Source organism: Streptomyces sp. NPDC107559, from assembly GCF_055657365.1.
Genome location: NZ_JBVKBD010000002.1, coordinates 581,753 through 595,494 on the forward strand (window position 1 = coordinate 581,753; position 13,742 = coordinate 595,494).

The 13,742-nt window shown below is 73.8% G+C and carries 9 protein-coding genes; 2 read left to right on the forward strand and 7 right to left on the reverse strand.

Features of this window, described 5'->3' with window-relative positions; genetic code table 11:
- Positions 1 to 10: 10 nt before the first annotated feature.
- Both ACZ7OY_RS09090 and ACZ7OY_RS09095 read right to left on the reverse strand, forming a co-directional pair.
- Positions 11 to 754 carry an amino acid ABC transporter ATP-binding protein gene (locus tag ACZ7OY_RS09090; RefSeq protein WP_351601583.1) on the reverse strand — a complete coding sequence of 248 codons (744 nt, stop codon included), beginning with the start codon at positions 752 to 754 and terminating at the stop codon, positions 11 to 13.
- Positions 755 to 942: 188 nt separating this feature from the next.
- The gene (locus ACZ7OY_RS09095; RefSeq protein ID WP_351601586.1) at positions 943 to 1,362 is read right to left on the reverse strand and encodes a DUF6278 family protein; all 420 of its coding nucleotides are present in this window, start codon (positions 1,360 to 1,362) and stop codon (positions 943 to 945) included.
- Positions 1,363 to 1,528: 166 nt separating this feature from the next.
- Here ACZ7OY_RS09095 and ACZ7OY_RS09100 point away from each other — a divergent pair, with 166 nt between their 5' ends.
- On the forward strand, positions 1,529 to 3,292 hold the full coding sequence (locus ACZ7OY_RS09100) for an SGNH/GDSL hydrolase family protein (RefSeq protein ID WP_471910782.1): 1,764 nt from the start codon (positions 1,529 to 1,531) through the stop codon (positions 3,290 to 3,292).
- Between the two features lie 38 nt (positions 3,293 to 3,330).
- Here ACZ7OY_RS09100 and ACZ7OY_RS09105 read toward each other — a convergent pair whose 3' ends face one another.
- The 3 genes from ACZ7OY_RS09105 to pcaDC form a co-directional block, all read right to left on the reverse strand.
- Positions 3,331 to 4,110 carry an exodeoxyribonuclease III gene (locus ACZ7OY_RS09105; RefSeq protein ID WP_471910783.1) on the reverse strand — a complete coding sequence of 260 codons (780 nt, stop codon included), beginning with the start codon at positions 4,108 to 4,110 and terminating at the stop codon, positions 3,331 to 3,333.
- Between the two features lie 52 nt (positions 4,111 to 4,162).
- The gene (locus ACZ7OY_RS09110; protein ID WP_471910784.1) at positions 4,163 to 4,798 is read right to left on the reverse strand and encodes an MBL fold metallo-hydrolase; all 636 of its coding nucleotides are present in this window, start codon (positions 4,796 to 4,798) and stop codon (positions 4,163 to 4,165) included.
- A 75-nt stretch (positions 4,799 to 4,873) separates the two neighbouring features.
- Positions 4,874 to 6,169, reverse strand: coding sequence for a bifunctional 3-oxoadipate enol-lactonase/4-carboxymuconolactone decarboxylase PcaDC (gene pcaDC / locus ACZ7OY_RS09115; protein WP_471910785.1), 1,296 nt, complete (start codon positions 6,167 to 6,169; stop codon positions 4,874 to 4,876).
- A gap of 600 nt (positions 6,170 to 6,769) precedes the next feature.
- On the opposite strand from pcaDC, the gene ACZ7OY_RS09120 reads away from it, so the two are divergent.
- A complete protein-coding gene (locus ACZ7OY_RS09120) occupies positions 6,770 to 7,705 on the forward strand; it encodes a WD40 repeat domain-containing protein (RefSeq protein WP_471910786.1) in 936 nt (311 codons plus the stop codon).
- A 287-nt stretch (positions 7,706 to 7,992) separates the two neighbouring features.
- Here the strand turns inward: ACZ7OY_RS09120 and ACZ7OY_RS09125 are convergent, their stop codons facing one another.
- Both ACZ7OY_RS09125 and ACZ7OY_RS09130 read right to left on the reverse strand, forming a co-directional pair.
- A complete protein-coding gene (locus ACZ7OY_RS09125) occupies positions 7,993 to 10,026 on the reverse strand; it encodes an SWIM zinc finger family protein (RefSeq protein WP_471911198.1) in 2,034 nt (677 codons plus the stop codon).
- An 800-nt stretch (positions 10,027 to 10,826) separates the two neighbouring features.
- Positions 10,827 to 13,691: a DEAD/DEAH box helicase gene (locus tag ACZ7OY_RS09130; RefSeq protein ID WP_471910787.1), complete on the reverse strand. Its 2,865-nt coding sequence runs from the start codon at positions 13,689 to 13,691 to the stop codon at positions 10,827 to 10,829.
- Positions 13,692 to 13,742 lie beyond the last annotated feature (51 nt).

Consider the following 13,742-nt stretch of genomic DNA (forward strand, 5'->3'; position numbering starts at 1 on the left):
CGCTCCCCGCTCAGTGCTTGAGGATCTTGGACAGGAAGTCCTTGGCGCGGTCGGTGCGCGGGGCGGTGAAGAACTCCTCCGGGGGGCGGTCCTCGACGATGCGGCCGTCGGCCATGAACACCACACGGTTGGCGGCCGAGCGGGCGAAGCCCATCTCGTGGGTGACGACGACCATGGTCATGCCGTCGCGGGCGAGCTGCCGCATGACCTCCAGCACCTCGTTGATCATTTCGGGGTCGAGGGCCGAGGTCGGCTCGTCGAACAGCAGGGCCTTGGGCGTCATGGCCAGGGCGCGGGCGATGGCCACCCGCTGCTGCTGGCCGCCGGAGAGCTGGGCGGGGTACTTGGGCGCCTGGGCGGCGAGGCCGACGCGGTCGAGGAGTTCGAGCGAGCGTCGGTCGGCCGCCTCCCGGCCGCGCTTGCGGACCTTGATCTGCGCCAGGGAGACGTTCTGGAGGACGGTCTTGTGGGCGAAGAGATTGAAGGACTGGAAGACCATGCCGACGTCGGCGCGCAGCCGGGCGAGGGCCCTGCCCTCCTCGGGCAGCGGCCTGCCGTCCAGCCTGATCGTCCCGGACTCGACCGGCTCCAGCCGGTTGATCGCCCGGCACAGGGTCGACTTGCCGGACCCGGACGGGCCGATGACGACGACCACTTCCCCCTTGCCGACGGTGAGGTGGATGTCCCGCAGAACGTGCAGCTCCCCGAAGTGCTTGTTGACGCCGTGCAGCTCGATCAACGGATCGACAGCCATGCCCACCGGTACTCACCCTCAGCCGTTTCGTGGTCGCCGCAAACTATCCAGCCGACGATCAAGCCCCGGCACGACACGCACCTTTCCGGCATAAGCCGTATTTACGGTGCTCGACCGCTCACGGCCGTGCCCGGCCCGGCCCTTCCCGTCGTCCGCCCGGAGGGCGGGCGGGAAAGGCCGGACAGGACCTACGCCTCGGCCACCTCCGCGTACAGCTGGGACAGTTCGGGCACCCCGCTCGCGGCCCATTCGTGTCCGGCGGTCACCACGTCGAACTCCCGGCCGGAGGCGAGCCGTATGACCGGCTGCCCGCCGGGCCACACCTCCCAGACGGCGCCCGGCACGGTACGCACGATCACCGTGCCCAGATAGAGCCCCGCGTCGTTGCCCAGCCAGGGCAGCACCTCGTCGTCGTCGCGCCAGCGTGGCACCAGTTGGTCGAGCGCCTCCAACGAGGCGGCGGAATCGTCGAGTTGGACGCCCTCCTGGGACGCCTGCGAGCGCAGCAGCTCACACTCGGACAGAAGTTCGGCGACCCCCTCGGGGTCGGCGGAGAACGTCGCACCGTCGCTCTTCTTGCGCCGGTTGCCCAGGAAAGGGATGTTCATACGTCCAGCGTGTCATTCGCACCCGCGTGCGCACCACAGGCGCGCGCGACTGCTCGTCCCGGTGCTTTTCACCACGCCTGCGTGCATGGCGCGTTGACCATGGTCGACGGTGTCCCTACCTTCACCGTGCGTATGCGTGCGACCGGTCATCGGGAGGAGTCCGTACGTGCACCGAGGTGTCCGGGGTGTCCCGCTGGCGCTCGCCCTGTTCACGACGTCCCTGGTCCCGGCGTCCGCCGCCCGGGCCACCGCCCCGCCGTCGTCCGCCCCGCTACCGCTGGAGCGGTTCTTCGACAACGTTGCCGTCAGTCACGACGCACGGCCCGCCGAGGCCGACTTCGACGGCTCGGGCGCCTCGCTTTCGGCCCGGGACCTGCGGGCAGCGGGCTGGCTGCCCGGCCGCACCCTCACCGTGCAGGGGGCGGCGCTGGTCTGGCCGCGCCGGCGGCCCGGCGAGCCGGACAACGTACGGGCCGACGGACAGCAGGTGCGTCTGCGGGGGCGCGGCGACGCCGTCGCCTTCCTGGTGGCCGGCACGCGCGGCGGCACGGTCGCCGGTTCCGGCACGGTCACCTACGCGGACGGCCGCCGCTCCCCGTACCTGCTCACCACCCCGGACTGGCGCCGCGGCCCGCTCGCCACCAAGGCGGTGGCGCTCCCGCACGTCAACGGACCCGGCGGCCGGCGCACCGGCAAGGCCCGGCTGTACGTCGTGACGGTGCCGCTGCTGCCGGGCCGCACGGTCGCCTCCGTACAGCTGCCGCGCACGGCCGGGCTGCATGTGTTCGCCCTGTCGGTGCGGGCGGCGGCGAGGGGCTGGAGCGGCACCTGGGCCACGGCCACCTCCGGCGTGACGGCCGTGGGGCCCTGGACCGACCGCACGCTGCGGCTCGTGGTGCACACCTCGGTGGGCGGGCGGCGGGTGCGGCTGCGCTTCGACAACACCTTCGCCTCCGCCCCGGTCCGCATCGGTGCGGCGACGGTGGCGGTGCGGGCGGCGGGCGCGGCCGCCCGGGGCAGGCCGGTGCGGCTCGCCTTCCGGGGTGCGCGGGGCGTCGTCATCCCGGCGGGGGCGCAGGCGGTCAGCGATCCGCTGGGGTTCCGGGTGCCCGCCGACGCCGATCTGCTGGTGAGCTTCCACCTCCCGGGCACGGTGCGGACGGCGCCCGGGCACCGGCTCGCGGTCCAGCAGTCTTACCTGAGCGCACCGGGCGACCGCACGGCCGACCGCCGGGCGGCGGCATACACCCCGGCGCTGACGTCCTGGCCGCTGCTGACCGGGGTGGACGTGCGCGGCGGGCCGGGGTCCCTGGTCACCCTGGGCGACTCGATCACCGACGGGGACCGCTCCACCCCGGACACCGACCGGCGCTGGCCCGACGTGCTCGCCGCCCGTCTGCTGCGGCAGTACACGGCGCCCCGCTACGGCGTCCTGAACGCGGGCATCGCGGGCAACCGGGTGGTCACCGACCGCTACCCGGGCGACGGCGTCCTTGCCGGCGGCTCCGGGGTGAGCGCGCTGCACCGCCTCGACCGGGACGTGTTCGCCCAGACCTCGGTACGCACCGCGCTCGTCTTCGAGGGCGTGAACGACCTGGGGGCGGGCACCACGGCATCCCGGCTCGTCGCCGGGCTGCGGGAGATCGCGGACCGGGCGCACGACCGAGGTGTGCGGGTGCTGGCGGCGACCGTCCTGCCGTGCGGGGGAAGCTCCCGGTGCACACCGGCCGTCGACGCCGAGCGGGCCGAGGTCAACACCTGGATCCGGGACTCCGGGGTGTTCGACGGAGTCCTCGACTTCGACGCCGTCCTGCGCGACCCCGCGCACCCCACCCGGATGCTGCCCGGCTACGACAGCGGGGACCACCTGCACCCCGGTGACGCCGGGCTGGCCGCCCTGGCGGAGTCGGTGGACCTGACCCTGCTCTGAGGACCTCCGAACGAGGAGTGGGACCCGGCGGGGACCGGCTACACGTCCAGGTCCACGACCACCGGCGCGTGGTCCGAGGCGCCCTTGCCCTTGCGCTCCTCCCGGTCCACGTACGCGTCCTTGACCGCCTTCGAGAACGGCTCGTTGCCGTACACCAGGTCGATGCGCATCCCGCGGTTCTTGGGGAAGCCGAGCTGGCGGTAGTCCCAGTACGTGTACGGGTGCGCGTACTTCAGCGGTCGCGGCACCACGTCGGACAGGCCCGTCCCGCGCAGTTCGGCCAGGGCGGCGCGCTCGGCGGGCGTGACATGGGTGAGGCCCTCGAAGACGGCCACGTCGTACACGTCGTCGTCCGTCGGAGCCACGTTGTAGTCGCCGAGGACGGCGAACGGGCGCGCACCGCCCGCGTCGCCCGCGACGGCCGCCTTCAGGGCCTCGAACCACTGGAGCTTGTAGGCGTAGTGCGGGTGGCCGACCTCGCGTCCGTTGGGCACGTACACCGACCAGACGCGGACCGGGCCGCAGGTCGCGGAGACCGCCCGGGGCTCCTCCACGCCCTCGTAACCGGGGTCGCCGGGCAGGCCCTTGACCACGTCGTCGAGGCCGACGCGGGAGATCACCGCCACACCGTTCCACCGGCCGGTGGCGTTCACCGCGGCCTCGTAGCCCAGCTCGCGCAGCTGGTCGAACGGGAACTGCGCCTCGGCGAGCTTGGCCTCCTGGAGGCACAGCACGTCCGTGCCGCTGCTCTCCAGCCAGGCCAGCAACCTCGGCAGACGGGCGGTGATCGAGTTCACGTTCCAGGTGGCGATGCGCATGCACCACAACCTACCGGGCGGGTACGACAACGGCCCCGATCCCGCTCCCCCGCTACAGCTGCGCCGACGTCCCCGAGGCCAGCCGCAGGTGCTCCGTGCCGCCGAGGGCGCCGATCTGCCGGTCGTAGATCGGGCGGGCGAGGTCGGTGAGCAGGGCGTCGTGGATGTCGTAGGCGCGCTGCGGCTTGACCTCGCGGACGTAGTCGATGACCTCGGAGATCTTGTTCCACGGGGCCATCACCGGCAGCATCAGGGTCTCCACCGGGTGGTCGGGGACGGTGAGCGCGTCGCCCGGGTGGAAGAGCCGGCCGCCGTCGACCAGGTAGCCGACGTTCGTGATGCGCGGAATGTCCGGGTGGATCACCGCGTGCAGCTCGCCGTGCACCTGGACGTCGAACCCGGCCGCGGTGAAGGAGTCGCCGTGACCGACGGTGTGCACCCGCCCGGGGAAGGCGGCCGAGAGCTGGTCCGCGACGGACGCGAGGGTCCAGACCTCGACGGCCGGGTCCGCCTCCAGGGCGGCCCGCAGCCGCCCCTCGTCGAAGTGGTCGGGGTGCTCGTGGGTGACGAGGATCGCGTCCGCGCCGAGCGCGGCGTCCTCCTCGCTGAACATCCCGGGGTCCAGGACGAGCGTCCGGCCGTCCTTCTCCAGCCGGACACAGGAATGCGCCTTCTTCGTGAGCTTCATGAGTCCCATCCTGCCCCCGCCGGCCCGGCGGCGGGGGCTGACCACGGCGCCCGGGACGCGTCCCCGGTCCGCGGGTCACTCGGCGAGCGTGGTCTCCTCGCGGATGACCTGCTGGGCCACCCTGAACGCGCTGTTCGCCGCCGGCACCCCGCAGTAGACGGCCGCCTGGAGCAGCACTTCCCTGATCTCGTCCGGGGTGAGGCCGTTGCGCAGCGCGGCCCGGGTGTGGAACGCGAGCTCCTCCAGGTGGCCCCCCGCGACCAGCGCGGTGAGGGTGACACAGCTGCGCGAGCGCCGGTCGAGTCCGGGCCGGTCCCAGATCTCGCCCCACGCGTAGCGGGTGACGAAGTCCTCGAAGTCGCCGGAGAAGTCGTCGGCCTGCGACAGCACCCGGTCGACATGGGCGTCGCCGAGCACCTCCCGGCGCACCTTCAGCCCGGTCTCGTACCGGTCCGTCTCGCCCCAGGACTGCGCCGGTACGACGGCCGGGGCGATCGCGGCGATGGGCGCCACGGGCTGGAGCAGGGCGGGGACCGGGCCGGCCGGGGCCGGCGGAAGGGCGACCTGACCGGTGGCCGAGTCGAAGCCGGGATCCCAGGCGGTCGAGAAGTGGTTGACGAGCAGGTCGGTGACGGCGGCCGGCTGCTCCACCGGGACCAGGTGGGAGGCGCCGGGGACGACCGCGAGACGGGCGTCCGGGATACCGGCCACCAGGGTGCGGGCCTCGGCGGGGCCGGTGACCTGGTCCTCCGAGCCGACCAGGACGAGGGTCGGCACACCGACGCGGGCCAGTTCGTCCCGCACGTCGAACACGGCGAGCGCCTCGCAGGCCGCGATGTAGCAGCCGGGGTCGGTGGTGCGCACCATCTGCACCGCCCACTCGGTGATCGCGGGCTGGGCGGCCGCGAACCCGCCGGTGAACCAACGGTCCGGGGAGGAGCGGGCGATGGGGTCGAGCCCGTTCGTGCGCACGACCACCCCGCGCCGGCGGAACTCGTCGGCCGTGCCGAACCGGGGCGAGGCGGCGATCAGCACGAGCGAGGCGAGCCGCTCGGGGTACCGCAGGGCCAGCTCGACACCGATCGCGCCGCCGAGGGAGCATCCCGCGTATCCGAAGCGCTGCACGCCGAGCGCGTCGAGCGTGGCCAGCAGCCGGTCGGTCAGATCGGACACCGCGCCCGCCGGGTGCGCGGGCGCACCGCCGTGTCCGGGCAGGTCGAACCGGAAGACCCGCCACTGCCTGGTCAGTTCCGGGACCTGACGGTCCCACATGTGCCAGGTGGTCCCCAGTGAGGGACCCAGGATCAGGACGGGGGCGTCTTCCGGGCCGTCGAAGCGGTATTGCAGGCTGTTCGGTGGTGTCTCGCTCACCCTTCTGACCCTCTCATGTATCACAGAAGCACCTATACCAGGGCCCACAGGGAGGCGCGCCGTGTCGTGCCGCAAAGGCCGAAACTTGCAGGAAACGGTCGCGTTGGAGAGCGGAGTTCCGCACCAGGCCGACGATCGAGACCGGTCGAGGTAAATCAAGGTCGATCGAGGTCGATCGAGGTCGATCGAACAGGGCTGCCACGACGTGCCCGGTACCGCCCGTGACGGTGTCGCCGGTCGGTCAGAACGCGTCGCCGCTGCCGCCCAGGCCGGTCAGGGCGCCGACCGGGTCGAGGTCGGGTCCGGGATCAACGAGCCCACCGCCCACGCCTACGCCGGCACGGCCATCCGCCTACTCGCCGAACGCACGCCGGGCCTCCTGAAGGTACTGCGCAAAACCGATGTGGACTATCCCGATACACCCCAAACTTTGACAGAAACACCCTAGGGCATTCCCGCAAGGCAGCTACCAAGCATTCGCAGCTTAAATCCATTTAAGCCACTTTTTTCTTCCCTACTGAGATGTCAGTCCCGTCCCTAGACCCCTTAAGGTATGCCACATTTTCCGGATGCGGTGCGATCAGGCAGCGGAGGGCTACGATGCGCTCGAAAAAGGTCGGAGCCGGGATCGAAATCACAGGTTTCGATGGACCGGTATTCCCGTTGGTCTACCGTTCACCTGCGGGCGATATGGAGTTGGTGGCCGCTTCTTCCGGGCGACTGACCCGGTGGCATGTCGAATCAGGCCGCCCGCTGGGGGAATTCCAGGCGCCCGAGAACGCATCCACCGAAACGTTCGAGTTGAAAGCACTCGTGCTCACCGACGGGCAGGTGCGTATCGCGGCCGGAGACGAGGACGGACTCTGCCTGTGGGACGGGCTGAGCGGGCAACTTCTGGCCGACGCGGTCGGGAACGATCGGATCTACCAGGTCGCCGAAGGACCGGCGAGCGATGGACGGGTCCTGCTCGTCGGCACGGGAGCGAAGGGACTGCACCTGTGGGATCCGGTCACCGCCACACCCTTGACCCCTCCGCTGGAACACTTGGGCGACGCGGTCGCCGTGACCCTGGCGGCATTGCGCGGCGGGCCCTCGTTGATCGTGACGGGAGACCATGAAGGGGTACGGCGTTGGCAGGGAGACCTCTGCGAGGCGCCGTTCGGCGAGGAGATCGACGCGCCTCACATCGACATGCTGACGACTGTGCACACCGAGGACGGGCGAACGCTGATCGTCGGCGTGGTGGAGGAGGGCGAGGTGGTCTGCCGCTGGGACGCCGAGACGGGTGAGGAGGTCGGCTCGCCGATTCCGGTCGCGGGGGAATTCGTGAGGATCGCGACGGCTACCGTGTCGGACAGGCTGCGGCTGTTCACGGCAGACCAGGACGTGGTGCACCAGTGGGACCTACTGTCCGGCGCATCACTCCAACAGACGTTTGCTGGATCGTTCGTCTCCGCGGTGTCCCTTCCGGACGGGAGCGCTCTCCTCGCAGCGGGGACGAGGGGCGGAATGCTGACCACCCACCGCCTGGCTTGAGCGTCGAGGTCGGCAGGCTCCCCGCCGACCTCCCCAAAACCGGATTGCTCCGCGCACGGGAAAGCGCAGAGCCGCGGCACAAGAGGGGGCCGCACCGGACACCGCGCATCGGCGTAGCCCGCCAGGCGCAGAAGTCCCGCCGGAGCGTTCCGGCGGGACTTCGCCGTCTCACGCGCTGTTCCGGGGCGATCAGCGTGTCGGGCAGCTTGTCCGGCTGAAGGGCCGTGCCCGGCCGTCGGCTCCGTGAGCGAGGGCTCCGCAGCCTGCGCACGGCTGTCGCCGGTCGGTCAGAACGCGTCGTCGCTGCCGCCCAGGCCGGTCAGGGCGCCGACCGGGTCGAGGTCGGGGGTGCCGCGGGGCCACCAGTCGTCGGCGCCGGGGTCCGACTCGTAGGCGTACCACAAGCCGTCGCGGCCGAAGCGGAGTTGGACCCGGCCCTGGGGGTGGGTGAGGCGGTTGCGGGCGGGGCGGAAGGCGGGCAGGTCGGCGGCGAGCAGCAGGGGGCGGGCGCGGTCGAAGCGTCCGGCGGGCGGGTCCCAGGGCTCTTCGAGGACCATGAGCCCTTCGAGTCCGCCCTGCCGCCAGGCGGCGACCGCGCGGGCCAGTTCGGCCGGGGTGCGGCCGACGGCGGCGGAGAGCGAGGAGTAGAGGGTGCGGGTGCCCGCGGTGAGTCCGGAACCGGGGCGGGCCGCGGCCAGCCGGACCGCGTCCTGCCACAGCGTCAGTTCCCCCGCCTCGTCCTGTCCGGTGCTCAGCAGGGCGTGGGCGCGAGCGGCGGCGTCGGTGGCCAGCTGGTCGAGCGCGAACGGGTCGGGACCGCCCGGCACCGAGGGGTAGACGGGCGGCTGCCCGGGATGGGCCGGCAGGGGCGACGGGGGCGGAAGGGGCGGGAGCCGGCGCTCCGCCAGGGCGTCGGTGGCCCGCACTCCGGGGAGCGGCTCGGGTTCTCTGTCCTGGGCGGCGCGGGCCGCCCGGGCGGCGCTCAGCCGGGACAGCGCGTCGACCAGTTCGCGCTCGCTGCGGCCGCGCAGCAGGAGCAGTACGAAGGGGTCGGCGTCCAGCAGACGGGCCGTCTGGAAGCAGAGGGCCGCAGCGTGTTTGCAGGGGTGGCCGTGGTCGGGGCAACTGCACTGCGGTTCCAGGTCGCCGGCGCCGGGCAGGAGCGGGACCCCGCAGTCGGCGAGGGACTGGGGCATCTCGCCGTCGAGCAGCGCGGCGATGTGCCCCGGCCGGTCGGCGGCCACGTCCAGGAAGTGCTCCCAGTCGGTGTCGTCGAGGGTGCGCAGGCGCACCTGGACACGGTAAGGGCGGGGGCGGCTGCCCTGTACGTAGGCCAGGACGAGTCCGGGGGTCACCGTGATCGCGTCCACGTGCCCCTGTGCCGCGTAGGCCCTGCCGCGCGCCAGCCGTTTGGCGTCCAGTGCGCCCTCCTCCAGCGCGGCGACCCAGGCGTTCCCCCACCAGCTCTCGACGAACCGGCCGTCCCCGGCCTCGCCCTCGCCCCCTCCGGACAGGGGCGGGAAGGCGGGGAAGGTGCGGCGCAGGTCGCCGTCCCGGCGGGGGGAGGCCATGGACCGGGGGACACGGGGAGCGGCGCCGGGCACGGCCGGGGAGGACGTGAGGGGTGCGGGAGGTTCAGGAGGTGCGGGGCGAGCCGGGTGTGCGAGGGGTGCAGGCGGTGCCAGGGGTGCGGGCGGTGCGGTGGTGTCCGCGGCGACGAGGTCCGAGGGGTCGGCAGTTGAGGGGGCGAGGTCCGAAAGGTCGGCGGTAGAGGGGGCCGCGTTCGAGGGGGCGGCGGTCGGGGGAGCGACAGCCGCCGGGTCGGCAGCCGAGGGGGCGACGCGCCCGGGGCCGGGCGGCACGGGACCGGCCGTCGGGGAATCGAGCTCGGGGGCAGCCGAGGACCAGGTGTCGGACTCCGCCGGTGTCATCGCGTCGGACGGCATCCGGAAGGCGTCGGCGAGCAGCGCCCTCAGTGCCCGGGCCCTGGCGCCGGGTGTGTCGGCGCGTGCGGGGGCCGGGCGCCGGGCGGAGCCGCGCTCGGGCCGGGCCGGGGCGTCGGCACGCGGTTCCCCGGTGTCCGTGTGGGCCTGCCGCGCCTCGGCACGGGCGGCCCGCAGGGCCTCTCGGGCGGCATCCCCGGGGCGCGCGCGGCGCGGTTCGGGCGCGCCCTCCCCGGCCGTGGCAGGAGCGCCCGTCGAGACGGCGGAGGGCGGGGTGGGCATGCCCGTCGCGCCCTCCTCCGCGAGGCTCCCGGCGGGGGCGGCCCCGGTCTTCCCGGAACGGACGGATACGACAGGGCCGTCCCCGGCCATACCCATGGACGCACCACTGGCCTTGCCCCGGTCCCTGCCGGTTCCGGAGTCGGGGCTGGTCCTGGAGCCGGGGCTGTTCCTGGAGTCGGGGCTGAAGCTGGAGTCGGGGCTGGTCCTGGAGCCGGAGCTGAACCTGGAGTCGGGGCTGAAGCTGGTGTCCGTGCCGGTGCCGGTATCGCTGCCGATGCCGGTATCGGTGTGGGTACCGGTATCGGTGTGGGTGCCGGTGCCGGTGTCGCTGCCGGTGCCGGTGTCGCTGCCGAGGTCGTCGTCGGCGTGTGCGTGGGCGTGGGCGCCAGGGTTTGCTTCCCGCTGCGCGTCCGAGTCAGTGCCCGCGCCCGCCCCCGGGTCCGCGGTGCGGCTCGCGGCCACGGCTCGGCGTAGTGCCGCGCGGGCCGCGTCGGCCGGTCCGGTCCGGCCGTTCCCGGGCTTCTCGGCGGCGGGACGTCGCCCGTCCGGCTCCCCGGAGCCCGCAGGTTCCGTACGGACCGCGCGGCCCTGCGGGACCCGGCCGTCCTGCGGGTCCCTCCCGGCCACTGCCCCGGTCGCGGTCGCCGCTTCCTCGCCGGCCGCCCCGACGCCCCCGCCCGCACGCTCCCGCGCCGCCCGCAGGGCACGGCGCGCCGCGTCGGCCGGGCGCTCCTCGACAGCCGGGCGCTCCTCGACGGCCGGGCCCTCCTCGGCTGCCGACCGCGGTGCCTCGTCCGGGGAGCGGACCGTGTGTGCCGGCGTCTGCGCCGCGGGTGTCGCCTCGTCCGGCGGTTCCTCCGCCGACGTCCCCCGCACCGGTGTCTCCTCCGTCGCCATCACGCCTCCCTGCGCAGCGACACCAGGTCGGTCAGCTCGCGGTGCGTCAGTTCGGTGAGGGCCGACTCGCCGGAGCCGAGGATCGCGTCGGCGAGGGCGCGCTTGGACTCCAGCATCTGTGCGATGCGGTCCTCGACCGTGCCCTCGGTGATGAGGCGGTGGACCTGGACCGGCTGGGTCTGGCCGATGCGGTAGGCGCGGTCGGTGGCCTGTTCCTCGACGGCCGGGTTCCACCAGCGGTCGAAGTGCACGACATGGCCCGCGCGGGTGAGGTTGAGGCCGGTGCCTGCGGCCTTCAGGGACAGGACGAGGACGGGGGTCGCGCCGCTCTGGAAGCGGTCCACCATGCGCTCGCGCTCCGGCACGGCCGTCCCTCCGTGCAGGAGGTCCATGGGGATCGCGCGGGCGGCGAGGTGGGCGGCGATCAGCCGGGCCATGCCGACGTACTGGGTGAAGACGAGTGCCGAGCCGTCCTCGGCCAGCAGGGTGTCCAACAGCTCGTCGAGCAGGGCGAGTTTGCCGGAGCGGGCGGCGAGCCGGTCGGCCGGTGCGGCCGCCTCCTTGAGATAGAGCGCGGGGTGGTCGCAGATCTGCTTCAGCGCGCCCAGCAGTTTCAGGACCAGCCCCCGGCGGGCGATCCCCTCGGCGGTCTCGATGGCGAGCAGCGACTCGCGCACCACCGCCTCGTAGAGCGCGGCCTGTTCACGGGTTAGCGGGACGGGGTGGTCGGTCTCCGTCTTGGGCGGCAGTTCGGGGACGATGCCGGGGTCGGACTTCTTGCGGCGCAGCAGGAAGGGGCGGACCAGCCGGGCCAGCCTGGCCACCGCCTCCTCGTCCTCGCCGTTCTCCACGGCACGGGCGTGCCGGGCCCGGAAGGACTTCAGCGGGCCGAGGAGTCCCGGTGTGGTCCAGTCGAGCAGGGCCCAGAGTTCGGAGAGGTTGTTCTCGACGGGGGTGCCGGTGAGCGCCACGCGGGCGGGGGACGCGATGGTGCGCAGCGCCTTCGCCGTGGCCGAGTAGGGGTTCTTGACGTGCTGTGCCTCGTCCGCGACGACCATGCCCCAGCGCTGCCCGGCCAGCGTCGGCGCGGCCGAACGCATCGTGCCGTACGTGGTGAGGACGAATCCGTCGGTCAGGTCGTCGAGGGTGCGGTCCGGGCCGTGGTAGCGGCGGACGGGGACGCCGGGGGCGAACCGGGTGATCTCGCGCTGCCAGTTGCCGAGCAGCGAGGCCGGGCACACCACCAGGGTCGGTTCGCTGCGGGCGCGCTTGAGATGCAGGGCGATGAGGGTGATCGTCTTGCCGAGCCCCATGTCGTCGGCGAGGCAGCCGCCGAGGCCGAGGGAGGTCATCAGGTCGAGCCAGGCCAGGCCGCGCAGCTGGTAGTCGCGCAGGGTGGCGGCCAGGCCCGGGGGCGGCTCGGCGGGCCGCACACCGGCGGTCAGCCGGTCGCGCAGGGCGGCCAGGGCGCCGACCGGGACGGCCTCGACCGTCTCCCCGTCGACCTCCGCGCTGCCGGTGAGCGCGACGGACAGGGCGTCGACCGGGTCGAGGAGCGCCAGTTCACGGCGGCGCGCCTTGCGGACGAGCGCCGGGTCGACCAGGACCCACCGGTCGCGCAGCCGTACGACCGGGCGGTGGGCCTCGGCGAGGATGTCCATCTCGGCCTCGCTGAGCGGGTCGCCGCCGAGCGCCAGCTGCCAGCTGAACCGCAGCAGGTCCTCGCCCTCGAAGAAGCCGGTGCCGTCGGTCGCCGAGCCGGGCGCGGACCGCACGACCGCCGTGGCGGTGAGGTCCTGGGCCAGGTCGCGCGGCCAGTGCACGGCGACTCCGGCGGCCGCGAGCCGGCCGGCCGCGGCGCCGAGCAGGTCGCCCACCTCCTCCTCGGTCAGGGCCAGGACGTCGGGCGTGTCCTGCTCGGCCAGCCGGTCCAGCGGGGGCCAGACGCGTGCGGCGCGTCGCACGGCGAGCGCGGCGTCCACCCGGGCGCGGGGTCCGAAGGCGGCGTCCGCTTCGCCCGCCCACAGGGCCGCCGCGTCGGCCACGAGGGTGGGGTCGGCGAGGCTGTGCACCTGGAGTACGGCCGCGCCCGCGCTGCGCACCCGCTCGCCGGTGTCGAACAGGTCGTACGCCGACAGGTCCAGGCGCAGTGAGATCCGTACGCCCGCGTCCATGCCGGCGGCGACCTCGGCGGCCCAGTCGGCGGCGCCGGGCAGTCGCTGCGGGCGGCGGTCGGCGAAGGGCCTGCCGCAGGCGTACGGCGCGGCGGGGGTGCGCGGGAGGGTGTCCGCGACCGCGTCCAGGAAGGCGCGCATCAGCGCCTCGGGCTGTGGCAGCCGCAGCGGTCCGGGGCCGGTCAGCGGCACGGCGTGTCCCTCGTACGGGAGGGCCGCGGCGACCGCCCGCAGATGGGCGACGTCGTCGGGGTCCAGGGGGCCGGCCCGCCAGGCGTCGTGGCCCGTGCGGGTGAGTCCGGGCAGCAGCCGGCCGCGGGCGGTGAGCCGCAGCGCGTGCAGGGCGACGGCGCCCCAGCAGACGGTGGCGGGGTGGGCCGCCGGGTCGCGGCGGGCCCGCACGAGCAGGGGCAGGGCCTGGTCCAGCGGCAGCGACAGCGCGGGGGCCTGCCTGCGGCGGACCGAGGCGCCATGGCGTCGTACGACGGTGAGTTCGGTGCGTTCGGCGGACCCGGCGGTGTCCGCGGGCAGCGGTGCGTCCGCGGGGTCCCAGAAGGCGATACGTCCGTCGCGCGGGAGCGGGGCGGGCAGGAAGACGGCCGCGAGCCGCAGGGGAACGCTCTCGTGCTCCTGCGCGCGCCCGGCCGCCTCGGCCGTCCCGCTCGTACCCGCTGTTGCGCTCGTACCCACTGTCCACCTCCCGCCCGTGGTTCGGATCAACCGTCTTCGACTCTACGGGCG

What these genes read in the sequence shown, in the direction of transcription:
- ACZ7OY_RS09090 (WP_351601583.1), bottom strand. Translation starts at nt 754, where the DNA reads ATGGCTGTCGATCCGTTGATCGAGCTGCACGGCGTCAACAAGCACTTC.
- ACZ7OY_RS09095 (WP_351601586.1), bottom strand. Translation starts at nt 1,362, where the DNA reads ATGAACATCCCTTTCCTGGGCAACCGGCGCAAGAAGAGCGACGGTGCG.
- ACZ7OY_RS09105 (WP_471910783.1), bottom strand. Translation starts at nt 4,110, where the DNA reads ATGCGCATCGCCACCTGGAACGTGAACTCGATCACCGCCCGTCTGCCG.
- ACZ7OY_RS09110 (WP_471910784.1), bottom strand. Translation starts at nt 4,798, where the DNA reads ATGAAGCTCACGAAGAAGGCGCATTCCTGTGTCCGGCTGGAGAAGGAC.
- ACZ7OY_RS09120 (WP_471910786.1), top strand. Translation starts at nt 6,770, where the DNA reads ATGCGCTCGAAAAAGGTCGGAGCCGGGATCGAAATCACAGGTTTCGAT.
- ACZ7OY_RS09125 (WP_471911198.1), bottom strand. Translation starts at nt 10,026, where the DNA reads ATGGGTATGGCCGGGGACGGCCCTGTCGTATCCGTCCGTTCCGGGAAG.